Below are 23,706 nucleotides of genomic sequence, written 5' to 3'. Positions count from 1 at the left end.
TACGCTGAACGTCCTTACGCCGAGCGGCAGTTGAGCGGACGGCGGTCGGCCGCTCTCAGCTGAACGACATCGCCGTCATCACCGACATCGCGGACGGGGCGGTGAAGGCGGGCGCGGTGGGAGCGGCAGGGGCGGCCGTGGGAGCGCCGGACGCCATGGGGACGGCGGGGGCGATGGGGGCAGCGGGTGCGATGGGGACGGTGGGGGCCTGGTCGGGGCGGAAGCCGTGGGTGCGGCCCGCCAGGTGTTCCGCCTTGTAACGGTCCACCTCCCGATGCCAGTTGAGGATGCCCGCGAGCCAGTTCTCCAGGTCCTTGACGTAGGCGTCCATGGCCGCGCGGGCCTCCCGGGAGAGGTCGAAGTCGTCGTAGACGATGGGCAGTTCGTGCGCGGCGACGTGCTGGAACTGCTCCATGCGCTGCGTCATGAGGTCGTGGACGACGGCGAGTGCGGACGGGTAGTCGATGCCGAAGAAGTTCTGCACGACGAGGATGGCGTTGTGGATCTCGCCCTCGTACTCGATCTCCTTCTGGTACGAGAAGACGTCGTTGATCAGGCAGGCGTAGTCGATCGCCGCGTTCTCCAGGGAGCGGACCGGGCCGCTGCGGTAGACCTCGGGCGGCACGGCGGGGCCCGCGCCCATCCGGCACAGGTCGAGGGTGAGGTCGGAGCCGAAGGTGCTGCGGCGCATCTCCAGGTAGTCGACGGGGTCGGGGATACGGTTCTGCAACTGGTTGGACAGCTCCCAGACCCAGCTCTCGGTCATCTTGTTGACGGCTTCCTTGAGGGAGACCTTGTCGTCGGTGCTCATCTCGGCCGTGGTCCGCGCCCACAGGTCGATCAGCCCGCGCTCCATGCCGTTGGCCGGCGCGGGCACCGGTTCGCCGCCGACCGGCATGCAGTCCGACAGCCGGTGGGTGATCAGGCGGGCGGCGGCGAGGTCGCGCCGGTGGCCGAAGACCAGCGGGTAGTAGTCGTCGCCGTAGGTGCCCCAGGCGAGCCACTGCGCGCTCAGGTCGAGGGCCTCGGGGGTGGCGTCCGGGTCGATGCCGGCCGAGCACAGCGGCAGGTCGGCGGCGGCGAGCCGGTCCTCGTCCCAGACGCCTTCCTGGAGCATGCCCATGGCGTGCATCCACTCGGTGAGATGGGTCCGCGCGGCGTCGATGTGCGGGCTCAGTTCCAGTGAGAAGGGCATGAAGAAGTCGGGCAGCAGGGAGGGCCCGACCTTCTGGTGCGGCACGTGCGTGTACGCGCGCAGCCGTTCGGCTCCGGCCGCGGCGAGCAGGGTGCGGATGTCGGCGGCGGAGGTGCCGGGGCCGGTGGGCGTCGTCCAGGGTGTGGTGCTGCGCGCGCGTGCGTTCATGTAACGGCTGGAGCGCATGTGCCACTCATGGCCGCCCGACTGCCAGTCCTGGAGTCCCTGCGTGTACTGCGCGACGGCGAGCACCTCGGCCGGAGTCAGCCCCATCTCCAGTGCCACGGCCGGGACTTCGGTGAACGCCGAGTGCTCGAACTGGTGCAGCCGTGAGGTCAGGACGTCGTTGACGATCTCGGCGGCCTCCTGGGTGCCGCAGCCGAAGAACCGCTCCAGGACGAGCACGCCGTTGCTCAACTCGCCCTCCTCCTCGACCTCCCGCTGGTACGAGAAGAGGTCGTTGCGCAGGTGGACGCCGTCCGAGAACGTCTCCATCAGCACCCGCAGCGGCCTCGACTCGGCGACGGAGGCGGGGACTTCGGCGGTCGCGTACTCCACGAGCCCGGCCGACCAGGGGGCGCCGCCGACCTTGCGGCGCATCTCGATGTACTCGACGGGGTTGGCGACCCGTCCCTCGTTGATGTTGGACAGCTCCCACAGGGACTCGTTGAGCAGATGCTCGGTGGCGGTCGCGAAGCGGCGCCGCCACTGCTCGGACATGGCCGGGACGGTGCGGGTCCACAGGTCGGCGAGGCCCGCCTCGACGGGGTTCTGCGGCTCGGGCATCGGGGTGGAGAGGTCCATCGGCATGAAGAGCGGGAGCCGGTCCAGGTAGGCCTTGCCGCCGACCCGGTCCTGGGTGCGCTTGAAGATCTCCAGGAAGTGGTCGTCGAAGAAGAAGACCCACACGTACCAGTCGGTGATCAACGACAGTGCCGGGCCGTCGCAGTCGGGGTGCGTGTAGGCGCACAGCAGACCGTAGTCGTGCGCGTCCAGATCCGACTGCTCCCAGACCCCGGACCCCTCCAGCATGCCCATCTCGCGCGCCCACGCCGTCGAATGGGCGCGCGCCTCGTCCAGGTGGGGATTGAGCCGCGCGAGGTACGGCATGTAGAAGTGCGGAAGTTCAAAGGGCTGCTGCGTCATGGCCGGGCCTTACCCAGGGCCCTCCTGAGCCATCCGTATCCGGGGACATGATCACACCATCGCGTGAATCAGGAGTGATTCCGGGAGTTCTGCGGGGCAGGTGTGACGTTCTTTCACGGGGAGGCCCGAGGGAGTGCCAAGAGGCCTTCGGGGCGGGAGTGTTGGCCGGGGGGGCTGGATCGGACGTGGCACGACTTGGCTCGACGTGGCTTGGGGAAGCGGCTTGGGGATGCGGCGCGGGGACGTGGCTGGGACACGGCTTGGACACGGCTTGGACATAAAGCCACCAGTCCCGCATTCCACGCTCGACTCCCAAGTCAGGGTGAAGGCCTTGCGGTTCAGGTGGCGGACGGCACTCCCACCGCCCTACGCTCGAACATCACATGGAAGCCGACCGGCCGTCCAGGCCCGGGGGAGGTAGGCCGTCATGACGGACACACCGCTGCGCTCCGAACTGCTGCTCGCCCAGGAGGTGTCGGAGCCGGAGGAACGGGAACTGGCCACGCTGTTCGGTGAGTTGGGCGCACCCGCGAGCCGCGTCCGGCGCCGGGCGCCGCACCGTGGCCCGGAGGAGCTGCACTGGTTGGTGCTGGCGTCGCTTCCGTTGCAGGGGTTCCTCGCCGGGATCGGGGCGGAGGCGGTCAAGGACGCGTACCAGGGGCTGAAGGCGCTGGTGAGCCGCCTGGCCCACCGCGACGGATCGCCGGCACCTGGCCCGGTGCCGCGCCCGCTGGTGCTCCAGGACGAGCGGACCGGGTTGCGGGTGGTCCTGGAGGGGGATCTGCCCCAGGAGGCGTACGAACAGCTGGCCGTCCTCGACCTGTCCCGGTTCGCCCTCGGCCCCGTCCACTACGACCGGGCCCACGGCCGGTGGCGGTCCGAACTGGACGAGGCGGCGGGCTGAGGCGAGGCGCGCGATGGCGTGCGACGGGGATGCGCAGCACGGAACGGGGGCCGGGAACTCAATGCCGCCCACTGATCTGCACGAGGCCCAACGGGCCTGCGAACACGCCGAGTCCCTCCTGACCACCGGCTCCCCCAAGGAAGCGCAACAAGCCTTCCAAGCGGTACTCGCGGGGCTGGGGCCACTGGAGGACGGGGATGCGGGGGCTAGCGAGGGTGGGGGTGCCGCCGGGGGCGGGGATGGCTACGGGGGCGAGGGTGCCGCCGGGGGTGGGGGCGACGTTGCCTCCGGAGGCGGGAGTGAGGTTGCCGCTGAGGGCGGGAGTGGTGTTGCCGCCGGGAGTGGAGGTGCGCCCTGGAGTGGGGGTGACTGCACGTCCGGGGGTGAGGGTGGCTACCCGGGCTCGTCCGGGGGGCGGTTCGGGCCGGGGGCTCGGGGTGAGTGCGGGCACGGGGGCGTGGGTGAGGGGCAGGGGGCCGTTCCGGCGGGGGGCGCGGGCGTGGCCGGCGACGGGAGCGCAGGGGCGGGTGATGAATCGGGGATGCCCGACTGGCGTGTGGGCACGGGTGAAGGGGGGCGTGCCTATCCGGCTGGGGGCGGGGACACTGGCTCGTCCGGTGACCGGCGCGCACGAGCACGTGACGACGCGGGAACGCCCAACTGGCGCGCAGGCAGCGGCGAAGGGGAGCAGTCCGGCCCGGCTGGAGGTGGGGACACCGGCGCTCCGGGCGACCGGCGCGCACGGCCGCGCGACGATGCCGGAGGCCCCAACTGGCAAGCAGGCAGCGGCGAAGCGCGATACGCCGACCCGGCACGAGGCCACGGCGGCGACAGCCCCGAGGTGCGGCGCGTCGGCCCCGCTGGTCTCGGGGAGGCCGACGCGTCCGGGGAGCGTGGCCCGGGTGCACGTGGGGGCGGCAGAAACAGCAGCTGGCCTGCGGGGACGGGCGGAGAGTGGCTCGTCGAACCAGGTGGAGCTGGGGACGCGGACTCGTCCGGAAATCGGCATGGGCGGTCGAGCGAGGATGCCAACGGCGTTAGTTGGACGGCGAGTTCAGGCGAAGGGCTGCACGCCGACCCGACCAGGGACACGGAGGCCGACCCGGCCGGGGAACCGTGCGCGCAGGCGCGTGGAGACGCTGGCAGCGGACATCAGCCTGCGGGTGCGAAGGTCCCCGGCGATGCTGAAACCCCCGGCGCTTCAGGGCCAGTTCGCGATCCCGGCACCAGCCCGGAAGGCGCAACGCAGGGCGCCCCCTCCTCCGGCGTCCGCACCGATGACGTCGCCTCTGCCGACCGGCTCGGGGCGCGGGCGCATGTCGGGCTCGGGCGGGTTCTGCTCGGCGCCGGGGACGCGCGGCGGGCGGAGAAGGAGTTCCGTAGGGCCCTGCGGTTGCGGCCGGTCGACCGGGGGCCGGCGTACTGGCTGGGCTGTGCCGCCGCTCACCGGGGTGAGTACGAGATCGCGGAGGACAGGTTCACCCGGCTGCTGGAACGCCGGCCGGGCGATGGGCCCGCGCTGATCCAACGGGGTTACACGCGCGTACGCCTCGGCCGTCCCGGCGATGCCCTCGCCGACTTGCGGTCGGCCGGGCGGCTCGGTGCCCTGGACGCGGAGGCCCGCTGGGTGCTGGCCGCGCTGTCCGGCGGGACGTCTCGCGAGGTGGCCCGCCTGCTGAGCGCGGCGGCGCGAGCCGCCATGGGCAACGGCGAGGTGAGCGGTGTCGGGGGCCCACCGGAGCGGCAGTCGGAGGGGCGAGCCGAGCCACCCGGCCAGACCGAACAGGCTGAACGGCGCGACCGAGCGCAGGAACATCCTGTCCTGACCGGCCAGGCGGAATTGGCCGAACGGCGAAGCCAAGCACAGGAGCGAACCGCCCCAACCAACCAAGCGGAGCAGGCCGAACGGCGGAACCAGGCACAGGAGCGAACCGCCCCGACCGCCCAAGCAGAACTGGCCGAACGGCGAAGCCAAGCACACGGAGGAACCGCCCCAACCGGCCAAGCACAACCGGCCCAACGACGACACCAGGCGCCGCAGGCCGAAGAGGCCGGGTTGCCCGGTCGCCCGGACGCACAGGGCGATTCACGGGGCCGAGCGGAAGAGGCAGACCGGCGTGCCTGGCCCGAAGAGCAGGCCGACGGCCGGGGCGGAAGGAGGTCAGCCGAGGGCCACGCCACCCCACCCACAAACCCCACCGACCCCACCGACCCCACCGACCCCACCGACCCCACCGACCCCCAACCCGAGCCCTCTGCCGCCGACACGGCCAGCGTCACCGGAACCGAGACCCCCACCCGCCCTCACAACCACCCAGTCGCCGCCGACCAGAGCGGAACCGCCAGGTCAAGCGAGCAGGCGGGCCACGGCAACCGGACGCCGGTCGTCGACGTCGGCACCGTCACCGACCAGCACCCGGCGACGTTCAACAGCCAGGCGGACGCGAGCAGTTCGGGACGTCGAGCCGATCACCGGAGCCGACCCACCGCGCCCGGCCAGGGCCCCGAGGGCCCCGCCTCGCCCCAGGCAGCCCAGCCCGCCCACCGGCGTCATGCAGCCCCCGCCCCGGAGGGCCCGGCCGCTCTCCAGCGCCGCGCGTCCGAAGGGGCGACGCCACCGAAGCGCCACGCACCCCCCACCGCCGTCGACTGGGGCAGGGCCGCTCTGCTGCTTGATCGGGCTCGGCAGCTTGACCCCGCTGAGAAGGGGTTTGTGGTGGCGCATGCTGTGGCGCTCTGTCGGGGTGGGCGGCGGGGGGACGGGGTCGAGTTGCTGGCCGGGGCGTCCCGTTCCGCACCCGCGGACCGGCGTCTCACGCACGCCCTCGCCGTGATGGCGTGGCACGCGCTGGACGCCGTTCACGGTGACCGCACGCCCGAGACCTGGCGGCGTTGTGTCGCCCTGTGGGCAGGGCTGTTGCACGACGCCCGGTTCTGGGAAGCGCGGCGCGTCGAGGCCGCCGAGCGGTATGCCACCCCTCTCGGCGACGACGTGCTCACCGCCCTGCGCGCCGACGTGCTGACCCGCCTCGAAGCCCGGATGCCCGAGGCCGATCCGTCCGTCCGCCCCTCCCCCGACATCGTCCTGGACCGCGAGACGGAGGCGGCACGGCTGCTCGCGGAGAACGGCGGTTTCCCGCCCGCCCCCGGCATCGAACCCCTGGTCTGCGGCCCGCTGCGGATCGTGGAACTGGGCCGGGAGGGGGAGTTGGGCGCCTATGTCGCCGGCGCGGGCGAGGCGGCACCGGAACTGCGGCAGGCCTTCTCCCACCTCGGTTACGCACACGCCCTGCTCCGTCTCGACCGCCCGGCCGAGGCCCTCTCCGCCCTGTCCGGCCTGCGCTGCCCGAGCTGTCGCGCCAGGGGGGCGAGTGACTCGGGGTCCAACTCCCTTGACCGACGCAGTCGTTCGGACCGCAATCCCCAAGACTCACAGAACTCGTCAGATCACACCGACGCCTCCGTCGAGCGCCCGGCGACCCCTGTCCAGGCTCAGCGTTCCCGGGCCGCTGTCTGTGATGTGGGGTGTCCTCATTTCGACGCGCGGAATCCCGCGTACTCCGGACTGCCGGACAAGGAGCGGCAGTTGGTGGGGGACGGGCGGGTGGTGGCGTTGGCGGCGCGGCTGGCGCAGGGGCGGGCGGCGCTCGGGGCGGGCGGGGTCGATGTGCGGGCCGCGGCGGTCAGTTGGCAGCGGGCGCTGACGCATGCCCAGGCGCTCGGGAGGCTTCCGGAGGTCGAGGGTGTCGTCGCGGAAGCCGCGCTCGGGGCGGCCAAGAGGCTGCACCGGGCCGGTGACGTGCAGGGCGCGGGGGACACCCTGGAGGCCGCCTACGCGCTCCTGGGCGAGGGGCAACACGACCGGATCAAGGGGCAGTTGGCGCGGGTGCTGACCGACCGGGCGATCGCGCGGGCCAACCGCACCCGGGACCGGATGGAGTCCCCGGCCGCCGATCTGCGCCGTGCCGTCGAACTCAACCCGCATCTGCTGCGCGCCCAGCTGAACCTGGCCGTGGCCCTGCACATCCTCGGCGCGCAACTGCGCTGGTCGGGCAGTCTGTCCGGGGCGATCAGGAACTGGCAGGAGGCGGCCGACCGGCTCACCGCCGCGCTGGTCCACTTCCCCGCCGATCCCGAACTCACCGAGCTGCGGGATCTGGTCAATCATGATCTGGCCCTGGTTCACTCGGAGTTCGAGCAGGGGCGGATCGGGGGTCTGCCGGAGTGATGGAGTACGAGGAGCTACGGGTCCGGGTGCGCCCGGTCGGCGTGCGGCGCCATGTGCTGACGGTCAGCGGGGTCGGCGGCGGCGCGCAGCTGCTGATCGTCGGCGACCGGGCCGAGGAGTACCGCGAGCGGTGGGAGCGGCTGATCGAGGCGGACCTCGGTTACGCCCCGCTGCGCGACCAGGATGCCGCCTCCCGCCTGCGTGACCTGGGCCGGGATGTGTTCGCGCTGCTCGGCACCACGGTCGCGGAGTGTCTGCGGGACGCCCACGACCAGGTGCGGCGGATGCGTCCGGAGCGCGGGCTGCGGCTCCGTTTCGACCTGCCGCCCGAGCTGCGCGCGCTGCCGTTGGAGACTCTGTGCGCGCCCGCGACCGAGCCGGGCCAGTCGCCCGCGCTGCACGACGGGGTGTCGCTGGTGCGGTCGTTGCCGGGCGGTCCGATCGGGCGGCGGCTGCCGGAGCCGGACGACGAGTCGAGCAAGATCCGGCTGCTGGTCGTGCACGCCGCCCCCGACGGCGCCCAGTTGCCGGTGGCCGAGGCCGAAGTGACCGACCTGCTGCGGGAGTTGCCCCGGATCGCGGTGGAGACGACGGTGGTGCGCCCGGCCACCAGGGAGCGGCTGGAGGAGGCGCTCGGCGAGGCGTCCGACCTGCCGACGGCGATCCTGCTGATCGCGAACGGGTCCTACGACAAGGAACTCGGCAAGGGGCTCGTCCATCTGGAGACCCCGGACCGCGCCGTCGATCCGGTGCCCGCCGATCTGCTCAGCGGCATGCTGCTGCGGGTGCCCCGGCTGCGGCTCGCGGTGCTCAACCTCTGTGCGGGGGCGGACAGTTCGCACAGCGAGCCGTTCTCGGGGCTGGCGCAGGCGTTGATCGGCGGCGGGGTCCCGGCCGTCGTCGCCATGCACGGTCTGGTCAGCGACCGGTCCGCCGGGCTGTTCGGGCCCGCGCTGCTGAAGGGCATCGCGCTCAACCGCACGATCGACGAGGCGATGGCCGCCGCCCGGCGCCGGATCTCCTACCAGCCCGGGCACACCGTCGCCGAGTGGACGACCCCGGCGCTGTTCCTGCACGAGGAGTGCCGGCACGGCTGGCTGTTCAAGGCGCGGGAGATCCGCGACGACGAGCACCCGGCGCACGACCCGCTGCGCCGGGGCGCCCAGGCGTGGGAGGCGTACGACAACTCCACCGGGGACGTGCACGCGACGCAGTTCATCGAGGCGGCCCGCTATCAGCGGCTGCGTCGGCAGTGGGGCGAGGTGCGGCGCATCCTCGACACCGGTCATGTCTTCCACGAGGAACAGGAGTTGCTGCGCGACGAGGCGGTGTACGAGCTGGCGTGGCCGCAGGTGGAGCGGTTGTGCCGGCGGCTCGCGGACGGCCGCCCGGCGGAGGCCGCCCAGGCGCTGGCCGGCGTCCGGGACGCGCTGCCGCGCGGCGGCGCGGGCTGGCTGTCGGTGCTGGACGCGGAGGTGCGGGGCCTGGACCGGCTCACCGCCCTGCTGGAGCGGGCCCGTACGGCGGAACGCACCGGTGACTGGGCGGCGGCCCGCGCCCTGAGCGAGGACATCCTCGCCGAGCGGCCCGACGGTTTCGCCGAAGCCGTCCGGCTGCACGGCACGGCCGGTACGGAACTGGCCCTCGCCGCCGCCTGCGCGCGCGCCACCGCCGCATGCGCCGACGCCGACTGGTCGGGTGCGGCGGCCGCGTACGGCGAGGCGCTCGGGCTGCGCGCCGGTCATGGCCCGGCGCTGGCCGGTGCGGCGTACGCGCGCGGGCGCGGCGCCGAGTCCGCCGAGGACTGGCGGGGTGCCGCCGACGCCTTCGGCCACTGTCCGGCCCTGTACGACGGGGCGGCCCGCGCCGCCTACGCGCGCGGGCGGGCGGCTGCGGCCGAGGACGACTGGAGAACGGCGCACGACGCGTTCCGCGAGGCGACGGCGCACCGCGCCAACCCCAGGGCCACACCCCCGGACGCCCCCACGCCCCCTTCGCCCCCGAACGGCCACCGGCCCCAGGACACCCCCTCGGCCAACGGCCCTACAGACGACGCCGACCCGACCAACACCCGGCTGGACAACGGCCGTTCGGGCGCCGTCGCCCCGTCCGGAACCCCCTCGGCCAACGGCCGTCCAGGCGACGCCGACCCGTCCGAGACCAGCCCCGGGAACGACGGCCCGGACACGCCCTGCCCCTCCCCCGCCCTCGGTTCCTGGTTCGCCTACGCGGCCGGGCGGGTCGCTGAGGACGGGGAGCGGTGGGCGGACGCCGAGGCGCGGTTCGGGGCGGCCGTCGGCTTCGAGGACGCCGCACTGCGGGCTCACCATGCCCGGGGTCAGGCGGCGGCCGAGGCCGGTTCCTGGCCGGAGGCGCTCACGGCGATGGAAGCGGCCGTCGCCGAACTCGCCGCCGTCACCGCGCCCCACGCCGCACAGGCCGGGTCGGCCACCGCGCCCGATGCCGACGCACCCGGCACCTCCACCGCCGACGCCCGTTGCACCGCCCTCACGACCGACGCCCGCCCCGCTCCTCCCACCGCCGATGCCCGTTCCGTCGGCGCTCTCCCCGATCCCGCCGCGTGGCTCGGGGAGTTGCGGGGGCGGGTCTACGAGAGCGGGGTCGCCGCAGGTGAAGTCGGGGACTGGGGGCGGGCGTTGGAGTGTCTGGGGCTGTTGCCCGAGGGGTACCGGGACGCGGCGGAGCGGCGGAGGTTCGCGCGGGGGCGGGTCGCCGAGGGGCGCGGGGCGTGGACGGAGGCGGCGAAGGCGTACCGCGAGGCCCGGCATCCGGACGCCGACGCCCGGCGGCGGTACGTGCTCGGGCGGGCCGCCGCGCAGGCCGGTGAGTGGGACGCGGCCCGGGAGCATTTCGCCGAAGTGCCGGACGGCATCGACGACTTCCCGGAGCCGACGGCGCCGTTGCTGCTGTACGCGCGGGGCCGGGCCGCCGCCGCGCGGGAGGACTGGAAGGCGGTCGTCGAGGACTTCGGCGGGCTGCCGGACAGTCACGCGGAGGGCGACGTCGGCCATCGGCGCCGTTACGCGCGGGCCCGGCTCGCCGAACGGCAGGACGCGACCCGGCCCGACACCTGGACCTCCGTCCTCGGCCACCTCGACGACGTGCCGGACGAGGCGCTGGGCGGCGCGGTCGGGCTGCTGCGGCGCAAGGCGACGGCGTTGCACGCGCTGAGCCTGGGCGAACTGGAGCGGGCGCGCGGCCCGTTGGCGGTGTACGCCGACGTCGACGACGAGTTCGCGCTGCTGCACGCGTATGTGCTGGCGCGGCTCGCGGAGCGGGACGAGGACTGGGCGGCGGCGCTCGCGGGCTACCGGGGGCTGCCCGAGGGGCACGGCGATGTGGCCCCGCGTGCCCGGTACACCGGGGCCCGGGTGGCCGAGGAGTCGGCGGCCGGCGCCGATCAGTGGCGCGACATAGCGGAGATCTACGGGGAGTTGGCGGACGCGTTCGCCGACGACGGGGGGTTCGCGGACGCCACCGTGCGGGCCGCCTACGCGCGGGTGCGGCAGGCGGAGGCCGAGGGCGACTGGGCCGAGGCGGTCCGGGGCGGCACCGCGCTGCGCGGGCACGCGGACGCGGCGTCGCTGACGGAGTACGCGCGTGGGCGGCTGACGGAGGCGGAGCGGGACTGGCGGCGGGCCGCCGACGCCTTCACGGTCTGCGGCGGGTTCCGGGACGCGCCGGAGCGGCTGGCGCACTGCACCGGGCGGCTGTTGGAGGAGCAGGGCCGGTTCGCCGCCGCCGTCGACTCCTACGAGCGGGCCGGTGCCGAGCACGAGGGGGCGCGGGCCCAGGCGGCGCGGCTGCGGGCGGTGCTGCGGCTGTCGTGGGTGGAGGGCACGGTCGGTGAGCCGCTGGTGGCGGACCCGTTCGCGCTGCGGGACGGGACGTTCCCCTATCTGGCGCTGAGGGACGCGGGGATCGGGCCCGGTTCGTCCATCGCCGACGTCGACAACGTGTCGTACCTCCTGATGGAACGGCATCAGGCCAACGCCTGGCCGTGGGAGGAGCGGGAGGCCTGGAACCAGCTGCGCAAGGCCGGTCAACGGCTGGAACTGGACGCGTTGTTGTACCGCTGGCACGCGCCGGACGCGATCCGGGAGGCGGTGGCGCGGCTGTCGCCGGACGACCTGTCCGACCCGTTGGACGCGCTGTGCGCACGGTTCCCGAAGGACGCGCCGCTGCTGCTGCTCGTCGCCCGGGGGCGGGACGCGGCGATCGCGGCCTGGCGGGAGCGGCTGGCCCAGGCGCCCGGGGACATGGCCGTGGTGCACGCCCTGGCGGTGGCCCGGCTGTGGCAGGCACGGGAGTTGGAGCACATCGGCGCCTGGGAGCACGCGGTGCGGGTGTGGGAGGAGGCGCTCGCGTACTGGGCGGCGCTGCTCGGGGACGCCCGGCACTGGGACGGCTGGCGCGCCGAACGGGCCGCCTGCTACCGGCATGCGGTGTCCGCGTCCGACGTGGCGAGGCTGCGCCGGGACCTGGGGCTGCGGCTCGCGGACCGGCTGATCGCGGCCGAGCAGGAGCACCTGGACCAGGACCGGCCCGAACCGGCGTCGGCGTACCGGGAGTTGGCGGCCGTTCTGGAGGCGGAGCTGGCGGGGGCGCGGGTGCTGAGGGAGGCCGGTGGGCTGCCGTCGGTGCCGGGTTCGGGGCGGGCGCTGGCCTGTGGGCCGCGGTTCGTGCGGATGCTGGGGCTTGAGGATCAACTCGCGGAGCAGGTCGCCGAGTTGAGTGCGGCGGCTCAACGGGGCGAAGATCCCGGGGAGTTCACGGCGCGTCGGCTGCGCTGGGCGTTCTCGGCGCTGTCGCCCGCCTACGCGTTCGTGGAGGCCCGGCGGTTCGAGGAGGCGTTGGCCGGGCTGCCCGAACTGCCCGCGCTGACCGGGCTGCCCCAGGACTGCGCGGGTCCGGGCGGCGCGGCCGATCCGCGGGAGCATGTGCGGGCGTGCGACCACTGCGCGGGGTTCCTGCGGGACAACCCGGCGTATCTGCGGCTGCCGCGCCGGTATGTGCGCTGCGCGCAGGACGGGGCGGCGCTCGCGGTGCAGGCCCGGCTCTCGCTCGCGCAGACGGCGCTGACCAGCGGCAGTGACGGTCTGGAGGGGGCGTTGGAGCACTGGTCGCAGGCGCTGCTGGTGTCGGGGCGGGCCGGGATGCGGTCGCGCACCGAGGGGGCGGTGGTGCAGATGGTGCTCGGCCGGATCGACTGGCTGATCGAGCGGGAGGCGGCGCAGCGGGACGCGGCCCTGGCGGAGGCGGTGGCGCTGGCCGAGCGGGTCACTCCGATGCTGCGGCCCCTTCCCCCGGACCTGTCGGGGCAGTTGGACGCCCAGCTGTCGCTGGTGCTGTCGGTGCGCGGGGTGTGGCGGGCGTCGTTGCGGGCCCGGCACGGGCTGCCGTTGGACGTGCCGGCGGCGGAGGTCGATCTGCGGCGGGCGCTGGAGCTGAACCCGGAGTCGGGGCACGCCCGCGACAACCTCGTCCGGTGCCTGGTGTACACGCTGGACGAGCGCACCGCCGACCCGGTGGAGCGGCTGGCGTTGATCGAGGAGGGGCTGACGCTGCTGCACACCGGGTTGCGGGGGGCGTTGGCGCACGGGTACCGGGAGACGCTCGCGGACACACTGATCGCCCTGGAGGCGCTGGTGTCCGAACGGATCGGCCTGGCCGGTCTCGCCGAGCTGATCCGCACGACGGACCTGGAGGAACCGGTCGCCCCGCATCAACTCCCGGCGCTGGCACGGCGGTTGACCGAGCGGGCCCGGACGGTTCTGGCGCAGGACGAGCAGGTGCCGTTCGCGCTCTATCTGTTGATCCGGGCGGCCCGCACGGACTCGACGTCGACGGTGGTGCGTCAGGTGCTCCTGGACGCGGTCCGGCGCTGGCGCCGGCTGCTGGGGGCCGACGGGGCGGAGGAGGACGCGTGAGGATCGAGGACCCGGCCGACGGCGAGAGGTCGCCGTACGCGGCGCTGGCCCCGGTGGGGGTGACGCCGTGGACGACGCACGACGAGATGCAGGACATCTCCTTCCCGTTGCAGGAACAGGGACTGATGAACTCCCGTACCCAGCAGGCCTGGAACGACCTGCGCGCGCTGCGCGGCCGCCTCCTGTTCGACCTGTTCGTGTACGACGTCGACGACGGCCCCGAGCCGGGTCCCGAGCCCGACCCGAACCGGCCGTCCGGGCCGCCCCCGCTGTGGGCGGCGCGGCTGCTGGACGATCTGATCCGGTTCGACCGGTGAGCGCGAGGAGTCCGATGAGCGAAGGCGATCCGACGGTGGCCCGGCTCGGCTACGACCACGCCCGGGAGCTGGCCGCCCGCGAGGCGCTCCACCAGGCGCACCGGGAGCGGCTGTTGCTGCTGTGCGCGGACACCCTGGACGGCTTCGACCGGCTGCTGGCCCCCGGTTCGGACCGGGACGCCGAGGGGTTCCGGCGTCATCTGCGGCTGCTCGCCGAGCAGTTGGAGAGCGGGCTGCGTGAGGAGGGCCTCGAACCGATCGGCGTGGTGGGCGAGCGGGCCGGGCCCGGCACCCACCATGTCGTCGACGTGCGGGAGTCGGGGACCGCGGCCGAGGACGAGGTCGTGGAGGTGGTGCGGCGCGGCTACCGCCACGCGGGCCGGCCGCTGCGGCCCGCGCAGGTGGTGGTCGCCGCGCCCGGCACCCGGCCGGGCGGCGGCGCGGAAGTGAACGACAGCGAGGGGGAGCGGGAATGACGGCGATCGGGATCGATCTCGGCACCACCAACAGCGTGATGGCGCACTACGACCCGGCTCGGCAGGAGACCCGAGTGGTGGCCAACGGCGAGAGCGAGCATCTGACACCGTCGGTGGTCGGGGTGCTGCGCCGGGACGGCTCCGAACAACTCCTGGTCGGCAACGACGCGTTGACCTGGGCGGACCGGCAGCCGGAGGACACCGTGGTGTCCGTGAAGCGGCTGATGGGCCGGGACTTCACCGACCGCAAGGTCACCGAGGCCCGGCGGCGGCTGAGTTACCGGATCGTGCCGGGTCAGGACGACGACCCGCGCGCGCATGTGGCGTTCGGCGGGCGGACCACCACCCCGGCCGGGGTCTCCAGCGTGATCCTGGGCAAGCTGGTCAAGGACGCCGGGCAGATGCTCGGCGAGGACGTGACGCATGCCGTGATCACCGTCCCGGCGCACTTCAAGGACGCGCAGCGGGCGGCGACCCGGGAGGCGGCGGAGCTGGCCGGGATCACCGTCAAGAAGATCATCGACGAGCCGACGGCGGCGGCGATCGCGTTCGGCATGGACAAGCGGGCCGGGGAACGCAGCCGCATCCTGGTCTACGACCTCGGCGGCGGCACCTTCGACATCTCGATCCTCGACGCCACCAAGAGCGTGACGGGCACGGCCCAGTTCACGGTGCGGAAGTTCGCGGGCGACGACTGGCTGGGCGGCGACGACTTCGACATGGCGCTGGTCGAGCGGATCGCCGCCTGGGTCGAGGCGGACTGCGGCATCGACCCGTCGCAGGACCCGCGGTTCCTGCTCACCGCGAAGCGCGCGGCGGAGAAGGCCAAGCGGCAGCTCAACAACCTCACCGAGACCGTCATCAGCATCCCGGCCGGGTTCCGCACGGACGACGGCGTCGTCGTCGACGTCCATATGACCGTGACCCGGGAGGAGTTCAGGCAGTGGACGGAGCCGCTGGTGCAGCGCACCATGGACCTGGTCACCGGGACCCTGGACCTCGACGGGCTGACCCCCGCCCAGATCACCGACGTCCTGCTGGTGGGCGGCGGGACGCTGGCGCGGCCGGTGTACGAGACGGTGGAGGCGTACTTCGGGCGGGACAAGGTGCGCCGCAGCATGGGCGCGATGGAGTGCGTGGCGCTCGGCGCGGGCATCCTGGCCGGCACCCTGGACGGCGTGGAGTGCCCGGAGCCGGGCTGCGGGGTCATCAACGACGAGGCCCAGAGCGCCTGTTCGCAGTGCGGCGGCAGTCTCGCGCACGGCCGCACGGCGGGCAGCACCGGGCTGTACGAGGTGACCGGCGTGGACATGGGGATCGGCGCGGTGCGCGGCTCGCGGCGCGATGTGTTCGTGCCGATCATCGAGCGCGGCACCTCGTACCCGATGCGTGATCCGCGCACCAAGCGGTTCCAGGCGACGGACAGCCGGGTGATCCGGGTGCCGGTGTACGAGGGCAACAAGCCGATCGCCAGCGAGAACGACGAACAGGGCGTCGTGGAGTTCGAGTTGCCGCAGCAGATCGAACTGCACCAGCCGGTGGAGGTGTCGTTCAACTACGACGCGAACCGCACGATCACCGTGACGATCACCGTGCCCGGCACCGGGATGCGGCTGGAGGCGCGGCCCAAGCGGGAGAAGCCGCGCACCCCGGCGCCCGTCCTGGCACCGGAGCCGGACAGCGCGACGCTGCGCCAGCGTCTGGAGTACGCGCACCGGGACACGGAGAAGTTCCTCGGCCGGTACGGCGACTACATCGAGGACAGTCAGGAGCAGAAGGTCCGGGAGGACCTCAAGCGGGCCGAGCAGGTGCTGCGGCAGGCGGAGAGCGGCGAGTACCAGCGGCTGACCGAGATGCTGATCGCGGACATGTACAACCACTGCGGGGTCGCCAGTCAGTTCCTGCACGCGCGGGAGGCCGCCGACGGGGCGCCCCCGGACACCGCGAGACTGATCAACGAGGCCGTCGACTATGTGCAGCGGGCGCACTCCGAGGGCAATGAGACGAAGGCCAGGCAGCAGGCCCGGAATCTGACCAACCTGGTGGCGCAGGCGTACGAGGCGCGCCGGGTGTCGGTGCTGCGGGACGCGGAGCGCTTCGACGGCATCCTGCGGGTGCCCGACGACGCGGGCGACGCGTGAGGCCGCCCGAGGACGGCGCCGGTGGGGAACTGGGGCTCGGCATCGACTTCGGCAGCACGGCGCTGCGGGTGGCGTTCGGACGCCCCGGCGGGCCGGTGCGCCGGTTCGCCCTGCACGGCGGGCGCTGGCCGTGGCTGCTGTGCGAACCAGCTGCGGCGGGCCCGCTGCCGGTGACGTTCCCGAGCCTGAAGAGCCGCCTGGGCGGGCATCGTCCGGTGCGGGTCGACGGCGTGGCGGCGACGCCGGAGGACGTGCTGGCGTCGCTGCTGCGGGTGGTGCGGGAGCGCATCGAGGGCGACACCGGCGGCCGGATCACGCACACCGTGGTGAGCGTGCCGGTGTCCTACCGGTCCGCGCAGCGCACCGCCCTGCTGGAGGCGGCGCGGGCGGCCGGGCTGGCGGAGGTGCGGCTGATCGGCGACGCGATGGCGGCGGTCATCGGCCACACCGAGGGCCGCACCAGCACCACCTGCCTGGTCTACGGGCTCGGCTACGGCGGGTTCGAACTGGGCCTGGTGCGCGGGGCGCGGGAGCACTACCGGGCGCTCGGGCACGAGTCGGCGACCGGCACCGGCGGCCGGGCCTTCGACGCCGAGGCCCTCACGGCGGCGCTGCGGGCGGTGCGGGGCCGGTCGGGAGCGGCGGGCCCGGACGAGGCGGGCTGGCTGCGGCTGCGGGCCCGGGTGGCGCAGATCCGGGAGGACCTCGGCGCCCCCGACGGCGGCTCGGGCACCGTCCTCGCACTCGACGAGGGCGCCGGGACACCCGTTCAACTCCAGTTCGACGCCTCCCAGTTGGGGGCGTATCTGGAGCGGCACGCGCGGCGTACGGTGGATCGGGCGCGCACCCTGCTCGACCAGTCGGCGATGACCGCGCGGGACGTGGACACGCTGCTCCTGGTGGGCGGCGGCACCCGGCTGGCGTCGGTCGGGGCGGCGGTGCGGGAGCTGGCGCGGGACATCGTGCGGGCCCCCGAGGACCTGCTCGCGCACGGCGCCCTGCTGCACGCCTGTCAGCTGGCCGGTGCCCCGCCCGGCGCCGTCGACGGGCTCGCGCCGGCCGTCACGGACACCGGTGACGACACCCTCGCGGACGCGCCCCGGCTGTCGGTGACGCTGGTGCCCGCCGCCCCGGCACGGCCCGCGCCGGGCACCCTGGACGTGGGCCGGGCACGGGAGTTGGCCGATCGGGGGCGGGTGGAGGAGGCGCGGGCGCTGCTGGAGACGATCGTCACCGAGGCCCGGGGGCTGCTCGCCGTCCTGCCCGCCGAGAAGGAACAGCCGCTGCCCGTCGATCCCCGCACCCTGCCCGGCTCCCCCGAGCCGCCCGGCGCGCGGGAGCCGACCGAGCAGGAGTACCGGGCCGACCGCAAGGCCGCCCGGCTGCTGTCCACCGCCCGGGATCTGCTGACCGAGGGCCGCTACCGCGAGGCGATCGGCACCGCGCACGCGGCCTGGCGGGCGGCCGGGGAGGGCACGATGGGGCCCGAGGTGCTCGACGCGATGATCGGCGTGCACTGCGCGGCGGCGATGGCCGACTTCTCACCCGAGCACTTCCCCGACGCGGAGCAGTGGCTGTTGTGCGCCTACGGGATCGACCCCACCAACGCCCGGGTGCGGGAGCTGCTCGCCGAGCGCACCTTCAAGCACGCGGAACGGCTGGAGGAGCGCGGACGGCACGAGGACGCCGTCGACGCGGCCCGCCGCTGTCTGACCTGGAACACCGAACACGCGTCCGCAGCAGCCCTGTTGGAGCGGCTGAGCGGGCGTGGCAGGAACCACCGGGATCGAGGCGGCGTCCCTCGCTGAGCAGAGCCCGGCAGATCGCAGGAGCACCGGAGCACCCGGTGCTGAGTCAGGAGAAGGCGCTTGACCACCGCATCCACGCCCCCGGGAGCGAACTTCCTGGACCCCGGCGAACTGGGCAAGAAGCTGACCGTCATGCTCAAGGTCCACGCCGGCCGCTTCGACCGCCGACGGGACGAACTGACGTGTCTCGCCGAGGACTTGAAGAACGACGACGACCGTCTCGACAGCTGGGCGGAGATCGACCTGCTGGACGCCTTCGTGCGCCCCGAGACCCTCAGCCCGCCGCCCGCCCCGGCCGCGCACGCCCCGGGACGTCGGCGCTGGTCGCCCCGGGACGGCGTCCTGGAGGCGGTGCTCGGGGTACTGGTGTTCGTGCCGCTGCTGATCACCTGGTTCGGGCTGCGCGAAGCGGTGCGCGCCTACGGCGAGTTGAGCCGGGTCGATCCCAAGGAGGCGACCCGGCCGTTCCTCCAGCTGTGGCAGACCGGCTTCGACGGCCATCTCGCGGCGGTGGGCCGGTTCGAGAACGTGGCGCTGATGGCCGTGGTGCTGATCACGCTGCTCGTGCTGCTGTCGGTGTGGCACGCCCGTGCCCGCACGGTGGCCGAACGGCGTGAGGAGGAGCGGGAGTTGGAAGATGAGCAGCTTCTTGCCTCGCTGGCCTCGCTGTTGACCCGGGTGCATCTGTGTCTGGTGCCGCGCCGGGCGGCCTCGCCACATCAGTTCTCCCAGGAACTGACCAAGACGGCCAAGCAGTTGCAGACGCTGGTGCAGAACGCGCGGGCCGGAAATGAGGGGCTGCGCACCAGTGTGAAGGCGATGGGCAAGGCCACCGACGCGCTCCATCTGGCGGCCACCGGTCTGACGGCCGAGATGCCCGCCCTCGCGGAGGCGACCCGCCGGGTGGAGACGGCCGTGCAGGCGAGCGCCGCCGCCTCCGACAAAGTGCGCGCGGACGGCGCGGCGGTCTCCCGCGACCTCGCCGCGAAGATCAAGGACGCGGGGGACGGCATGCGGGCGGCGTTCGCGTCGCTGGTCGCCGAGCAGAAGGCGCTGGCGGCCGGTACCGAGCAGACCGCGCGGGCGGCCGAGCGGGCCGCGCAGGCCGTCGCGGAGGGCGCCGGGCGCACCCATGACGTGGTCGACGGCATGCGGGAGGCCACCGAACGCTGGGACGCGGCGGCCGCCCACTGGCAGGACGCCGCCGCCCGCCTCGACCAGGGCATCCGGGGCCTGTCACCGGCCCAGCCGCACCCGGCCCCGGTGGGCCAACCGCCGCTGACGGAGCCCCCGTTGGGGCGGCCCCCGGCCGCCCGGCGGCCCGCGCCCGACGACTTCCCCGGCGCTGTGCCGGACGGCGGCGACGGCCTGGGCGCCGCCCCCGGCACCGTTCCGCTGCGGCGGGGCGGGCGCGCGGACGGTGAACGGTGAGCAGGCGGCCCCGGCAGCGCGGTCCCGGCGTGGTCGTGCTCGCCGGGTGGCTCTTCGCGGACCTGGTGCTGGTGCTGGCCCTGGTCTCCATGGCCGACCGCCCCGACCCGCTCGCCGCCCAGGCCACGCCCTCCCCGAGCCCCACCGTGTCCGCGTCGCCCTCCCCGTCCGCGAGCCCCTCGCCGACCGGCCCCGAGGGCATCTCGCGCACCCCACGGCAGTTCCGGGTGCACGGCACGGACAAGGGCGACCTGGCCCGCCAGATCCGCTCGGCCACCGAGAAGTGGAAGGGCAGCACGGCCGCCCTGGTCCTGACGTTCGGCGGGGGCAACGGCGGAACCGTGTACGCGCATCTGGTCAACGGGCAGCTGGGCAAGGCCCGTTCGGAGATGTTCGGGCGCCGGATGGCGACGGACGACTACCACGATCTGAGCGAGGCCGCGAACACGGCGTTGATCCGCGTGTACTTCTACACCCGGCTCGGCGACTGACCCCCGAGGAAGGGAACGAACGGCGTGGCACAGTGGCGGCCGGGTGAGCGGGCGGCGTGGGACGAACCGGGCGGGCAGGCGCGGCCACCTCTGCCCGAACTGCCCTGTTTCCCGGCCCTGCGCGGCTGGTCCCGGCTCCGTGCGGACCTGGAGCTGCTGGGCTTGCGGCATCTGGCGGACCTCCTGCGCCCGCCCGCGCCGACCAGCGCCCCGGCGTTCGGGAACGCCCCGGTCGCCGACGACTTCCGGGTCCTGGACGGCGTCTGGCTGCGCGCCCGTGGCACCCGCTGGCGGCGCATCGACGAGGACCAGCTCCAGCAGGCCCGCACCGACTGGCTGGCCTGCGGTGACGCCCGCGCGAGCGGTGCGGCGGACCTGCTGGACATCCTCCTCGTGCGGGTACGGCACGACCCGGACGGGCTGCGCAGGCTGCTGCTGTGGCAGCTGGCGTGTCTGCTGCGGGACGGTTCCGCCGGACCCACCGAGGAGGCGGCCGTCGCGCTCGGCGTGCACCGGGACGAGGCGCGTTGTCTGGCGGCGGCGGTCGCGCTCGGGTTCCCGGCGGCGGGCCCCGGCCGGGTGGCCGCGGAGCAGCTCGCGGACGTGTGGCCGGACCGGCGGCTGTGCCGGGCGGAACGGACGGCCCTGGCGGTCCGGGACACCGGCCACGACCGCGCGCTGACCGCGCTCTTCACCGAGGTGCGCGCGCACCGCGCCGAGGTGGACCGGCTGATCACCGAGGCGGGCCGGCTGGCCGGGCGGGGTGCGCACCGGGCGGCGGCCCGGGCCTGGTTCGGGGCGCTGCGCCGGGCGGTGGACGATCCGGACCTGGAGATCGGCCTGTTGGGCGCGGCGGCCGACGCCGCCGTCTCGTCCTCGGACGGCCCCCGGCTGAGGGCCGAGCCGGACGAGCGCACGGTCCGCCTGACCTGGCCCGCCACCCGCTCCACCACCCCGCTCACCTTCCAGCTCCTGCGCTTCCCGGACGGAATGCCCAGCCTGGTCACGGAGTTGGCGGTCGGCGAGCTGCCGGACCAGCGCCACACCGACGTCGACGCACCGGTGGGCCGCCCCCTGCGCTGGGCCCTGGTCCCGCTGCGGGAGGGCCAGGTCGCCGGGGTGCCGCTGGTGTCGGCGCCGGTGGTGATCGCGCCGGGCGTCCGCCAGGTCACGTCCGCGCTCGTCCCGGAGGGCATCCGGCTGCGCTGGCGGACCGACGACGCCTGCACCCGCGTCACGGCGGTCCGGCATACGGGCGGCCACGGCGATCCGGTGCCGGTGCCCTGCGCGCGCGACGGCCTGCTGGACGTGCCGCTGCCGCCGGGCCCCTACGCCTACGAGATCCACTGCCACTATCCGGGCCCCGACGGCACACCGGTGCGGTCGACGGGCGTCCGGGTCGATGTCCGCGCCGAGGAATGGCCGGGCCAGGTCCGGGACTTGACGGCACGCCTGCTGGACGGCGGCGAACGCGTCGCCCTCACCTGGTCGCCCCCGCCCCGGGGCACCAGCACGGTCCTGCCCTGGCCGACGGGCCCGGTGCGAGAAGGCCAGGACGTATCGACCCGCACCGACCTACCCTCGCCCCCGAAGCAGCCCCTCGCCCCGGAACCGTCCCTGGAAGTCCCGGTGCCGGAGGGCTCCCGACTCCGCCTGACCGCCCTCAGCACCCTGGAGGGCCGCGCCCTGACCGGCCCCGACGTGATCGTCGAACGCCCTTGCACGGTACGGAACTTGACGGTCCACCGCCTGTCCGACGTCAGGGCAGCCGCCCGCTTCGACTGGCCTGAACCGGCGATCCTGGTCCACCTGACCTGGGAAACCGACGGCCACCGCGAGGAACGCCGGGTCCCCCGCAGCCAGTACCTGTCCGAGGGCCAGGCGGATTTCCCGGTGGGCCCGACGTCCTACCGGGTAACAGCGGCCGCCCACACCCGCCCAGACGCCCTGACACCCCCCACAGACAGAGCCCAGACAACCCTCCCCGCCCTCCCCCCACCCACCCCACTCCCCCCACCCCCACCCCCTTGGACCAACTGGCGCCGCTGGTGGCCGTTCAGAAGGTAGAAGAAGAGCAAGCCCACCAAGAAAGCCCAGGGCCGAGCAACGCCGCAAAGGGGCGCGGGGAACTGCGCGACAAGCCACAACGGCGCCGCACCCACCCACAACCCCACTTGTCCAGGGGCGCGGGGAACTGCGCAAAACCCCCCACCGGCGTGGCAGCCAAGGAACTACCCAGTCCCCCACCTCACAGCGAAGCGTCACTCACGGATGACCGCCTCCGCCCCGCCCCCAAATTCCACTTGCAGCCCCGGGCTGAGAGCAACCGTCCGCCCAGGATCAACGTCATGCACAGACCCGTCCGCCCGCCGCACAACCCACCGCTGCCCGGACCGATTCGTGATCCCGAACCGCCCCCGCTGCTGCGGATGCTCCGTCACCTCCCCCACCACCGCACTGAAGTCATGCCGCTCCGCCTCCACGGCAAGGTGATGCGCGTACACCCGTGCCTGCGGCCCCAGCCGCAACGACCGAGGCCGACTCCGCGAGGTGGCGGTCCCGGTGGTCAGCTGAAGGCGGGGCGGCAGGTCGAGCCGGCTGCCACACCCCCAGCACAGCGGAGCGGGCCCATCGGGCTCGGTGAGATTCTGCCGCCCACAGGACACGCACCCGCAGATGGTGTCGAGGACCTCGCTGAGCGCGTCCCGCCACTGCCCCTCCCGCACCCGTCGCGCGGGGTGATGCAGCCCGTCGGTGAACGTCTGCACGAACAGCTCACGCAGGATCGGCGGCAGAGCACCCCACGTGGCGACGACGGTCTGCTGCTCCTCGGCCACCGGCCGGTTACGGGTGTCCTTCGGGTCGTAGAGGAAGACGGGCTCGGTGCCGTACAGCTTCTTGCGGGCCTTCTCGTCCATGCAGCGGATCTGCAACGCGAGGGCGCCTTCGAGGGGGTGATGGTTCATCAGGAGCAGGAAGAGCAGCACGGCGAGGGAGTGCAGGTCGCTCTGGATGCCGGGCCGCGCGCCGCGCTCGCCGCGGACCAGCTCGGGTGCCATGAAGTCCATCGTGCCGGCGACGCCCGCGTCCTCACCCTCGAAGACGGCGTTGTCGTTGTCGCAGACCAGGACGTCACCGGTGCGCGGCTCGAAAAAGATGTTGCCCCAGTTGATGTCCCGGTAGGCGATGCCCCGGCCGTGCAGGGCGCGGTAGGCCTCGACGGTGTGCAGGGCGGCCGTGACCAGGGTGCGCTGGGTGGTCGCGGCGACCTCCGGGTCACGCCGGAACAGCGCGGGCAGGTCGTGGAAGCGGTCGGGACGGACGTCCATGAGGTAGCCGAAGCCGGGGTGTCCGCCGTCGGGGTCGACGACGACGGTCTGCGGCCACAGGAACCGGTCGTCGCTCCAGGAGCAGCCGATGAGCCCTTCGAGGATCTGCCGCTGGCGGGCGTCGGCGAGCTGCGGGTAGTACCACTTCAGGGCGCGGTCGCCCTTGCGGGTGTGGACCCGGTACACCTCGCCCTGGCCGCCGGAGCCGAACATCTCGGCGACCTTGATCCGCTCCCCCTCCTCGGTCACCAACGTCAGCCCGGAGGCGAGCATGCCGTTCACCATTGGC

13 protein-coding genes are annotated in these 23,706 nt (G+C 73.9%); 10 read left to right on the top strand and 3 right to left on the bottom strand.

Annotated elements, in window-relative coordinates:
* Nucleotides 1-55: 55 nt before the first annotated feature.
* Entirely contained in the window at nt 56-2,341 is a 2,286-nt protein-coding gene (gene cyc2, locus ACIQOU_RS05390; RefSeq protein WP_401534036.1) for a germacradienol/geosmin synthase Cyc2, read from the bottom strand.
* A gap of 427 nt (nt 2,342-2,768) precedes the next feature.
* On the opposite strand from cyc2, the gene ACIQOU_RS05385 reads away from it, so the two are divergent.
* Nucleotides 2,769-3,245, top strand: coding sequence for a hypothetical protein (locus ACIQOU_RS05385; protein ID WP_401534035.1), 477 nt, complete (start codon nt 2,769-2,771; stop codon nt 3,243-3,245).
* Between the two features lie 1,201 nt (nt 3,246-4,446).
* Here ACIQOU_RS05385 and ACIQOU_RS05380 read toward each other — a convergent pair.
* A complete protein-coding gene (locus ACIQOU_RS05380) occupies nt 4,447-5,106 on the bottom strand; it encodes a hypothetical protein (RefSeq protein WP_401534034.1) in 660 nt (219 codons plus the stop codon).
* A gap of 855 nt (nt 5,107-5,961) precedes the next feature.
* Here ACIQOU_RS05380 and ACIQOU_RS05375 point away from each other — a divergent pair.
* Genes ACIQOU_RS05375 through ACIQOU_RS05335 form a run of 9 tightly spaced genes read left to right on the top strand, consistent with a single transcriptional unit; the run spans nt 5,962 to nt 22,155 of the window.
* A complete protein-coding gene (locus ACIQOU_RS05375; protein ID WP_401534033.1) occupies nt 5,962-7,473 on the top strand; it encodes a hypothetical protein in 1,512 nt (503 codons plus the stop codon).
* Nucleotides 7,473-13,424, top strand: coding sequence for a CHAT domain-containing protein (locus ACIQOU_RS05370; RefSeq protein WP_401534031.1), 5,952 nt, complete (start codon nt 7,473-7,475; stop codon nt 13,422-13,424). Before ACIQOU_RS05375 ends, ACIQOU_RS05370 begins: the two co-directional genes overlap by 1 nt.
* Nucleotides 13,421-13,741, top strand: a complete 321-nt coding sequence (locus tag ACIQOU_RS05365) for a hypothetical protein (protein WP_401534029.1) — start codon at nt 13,421-13,423, stop codon at nt 13,739-13,741. The genes ACIQOU_RS05370 and ACIQOU_RS05365 overlap by 4 nt, the downstream gene beginning before the upstream one ends.
* A gap of 14 nt (nt 13,742-13,755) precedes the next feature.
* Nucleotides 13,756-14,217, top strand: a complete 462-nt coding sequence (locus ACIQOU_RS05360; protein WP_401534028.1) for a nucleotide exchange factor GrpE — start codon at nt 13,756-13,758, stop codon at nt 14,215-14,217.
* Entirely contained in the window at nt 14,214-16,358 is a 2,145-nt protein-coding gene (locus ACIQOU_RS05355; RefSeq protein WP_401534026.1) for an Hsp70 family protein, read from the top strand. Before ACIQOU_RS05360 ends, ACIQOU_RS05355 begins: the two co-directional genes overlap by 4 nt.
* Nucleotides 16,355-18,166, top strand: coding sequence for an Hsp70 family protein (locus tag ACIQOU_RS05350; protein ID WP_401534024.1), 1,812 nt, complete (start codon nt 16,355-16,357; stop codon nt 18,164-18,166). Before ACIQOU_RS05355 ends, ACIQOU_RS05350 begins: the two co-directional genes overlap by 4 nt.
* Before the next feature lie 60 nt (nt 18,167-18,226).
* The gene (locus ACIQOU_RS05345) at nt 18,227-19,597 is read left to right on the top strand and encodes a hypothetical protein (protein WP_401534022.1); all 1,371 of its coding nucleotides are present in this window, start codon (nt 18,227-18,229) and stop codon (nt 19,595-19,597) included.
* Nucleotides 19,594-20,088, top strand: a complete 495-nt coding sequence (locus ACIQOU_RS05340) for a hypothetical protein (protein WP_401534021.1) — start codon at nt 19,594-19,596, stop codon at nt 20,086-20,088. Before ACIQOU_RS05345 ends, ACIQOU_RS05340 begins: the two co-directional genes overlap by 4 nt.
* A gap of 24 nt (nt 20,089-20,112) precedes the next feature.
* On the top strand, nt 20,113-22,155 hold the full coding sequence (locus ACIQOU_RS05335) for a hypothetical protein (protein WP_401534019.1): 2,043 nt from the start codon (nt 20,113-20,115) through the stop codon (nt 22,153-22,155).
* 194 nt (nt 22,156-22,349) lie between these two features.
* Here ACIQOU_RS05335 and ACIQOU_RS05330 read toward each other — a convergent pair whose 3' ends face one another.
* The gene (locus tag ACIQOU_RS05330; protein ID WP_401534017.1) at nt 22,350-23,702 is read right to left on the bottom strand and encodes a protein kinase; all 1,353 of its coding nucleotides are present in this window, start codon (nt 23,700-23,702) and stop codon (nt 22,350-22,352) included.
* Nucleotides 23,703-23,706 lie beyond the last annotated feature (4 nt).

The sequence above is a fragment of the Streptomyces sp. NPDC091279 genome (genome assembly GCF_044757465.1).
Classification (GTDB): domain Bacteria; phylum Actinomycetota; class Actinomycetes; order Streptomycetales; family Streptomycetaceae; genus Streptomyces.
Note: the sequence above shows the minus strand (reverse complement) of the source record. Positions and strands in the feature narration are given on the sequence as shown.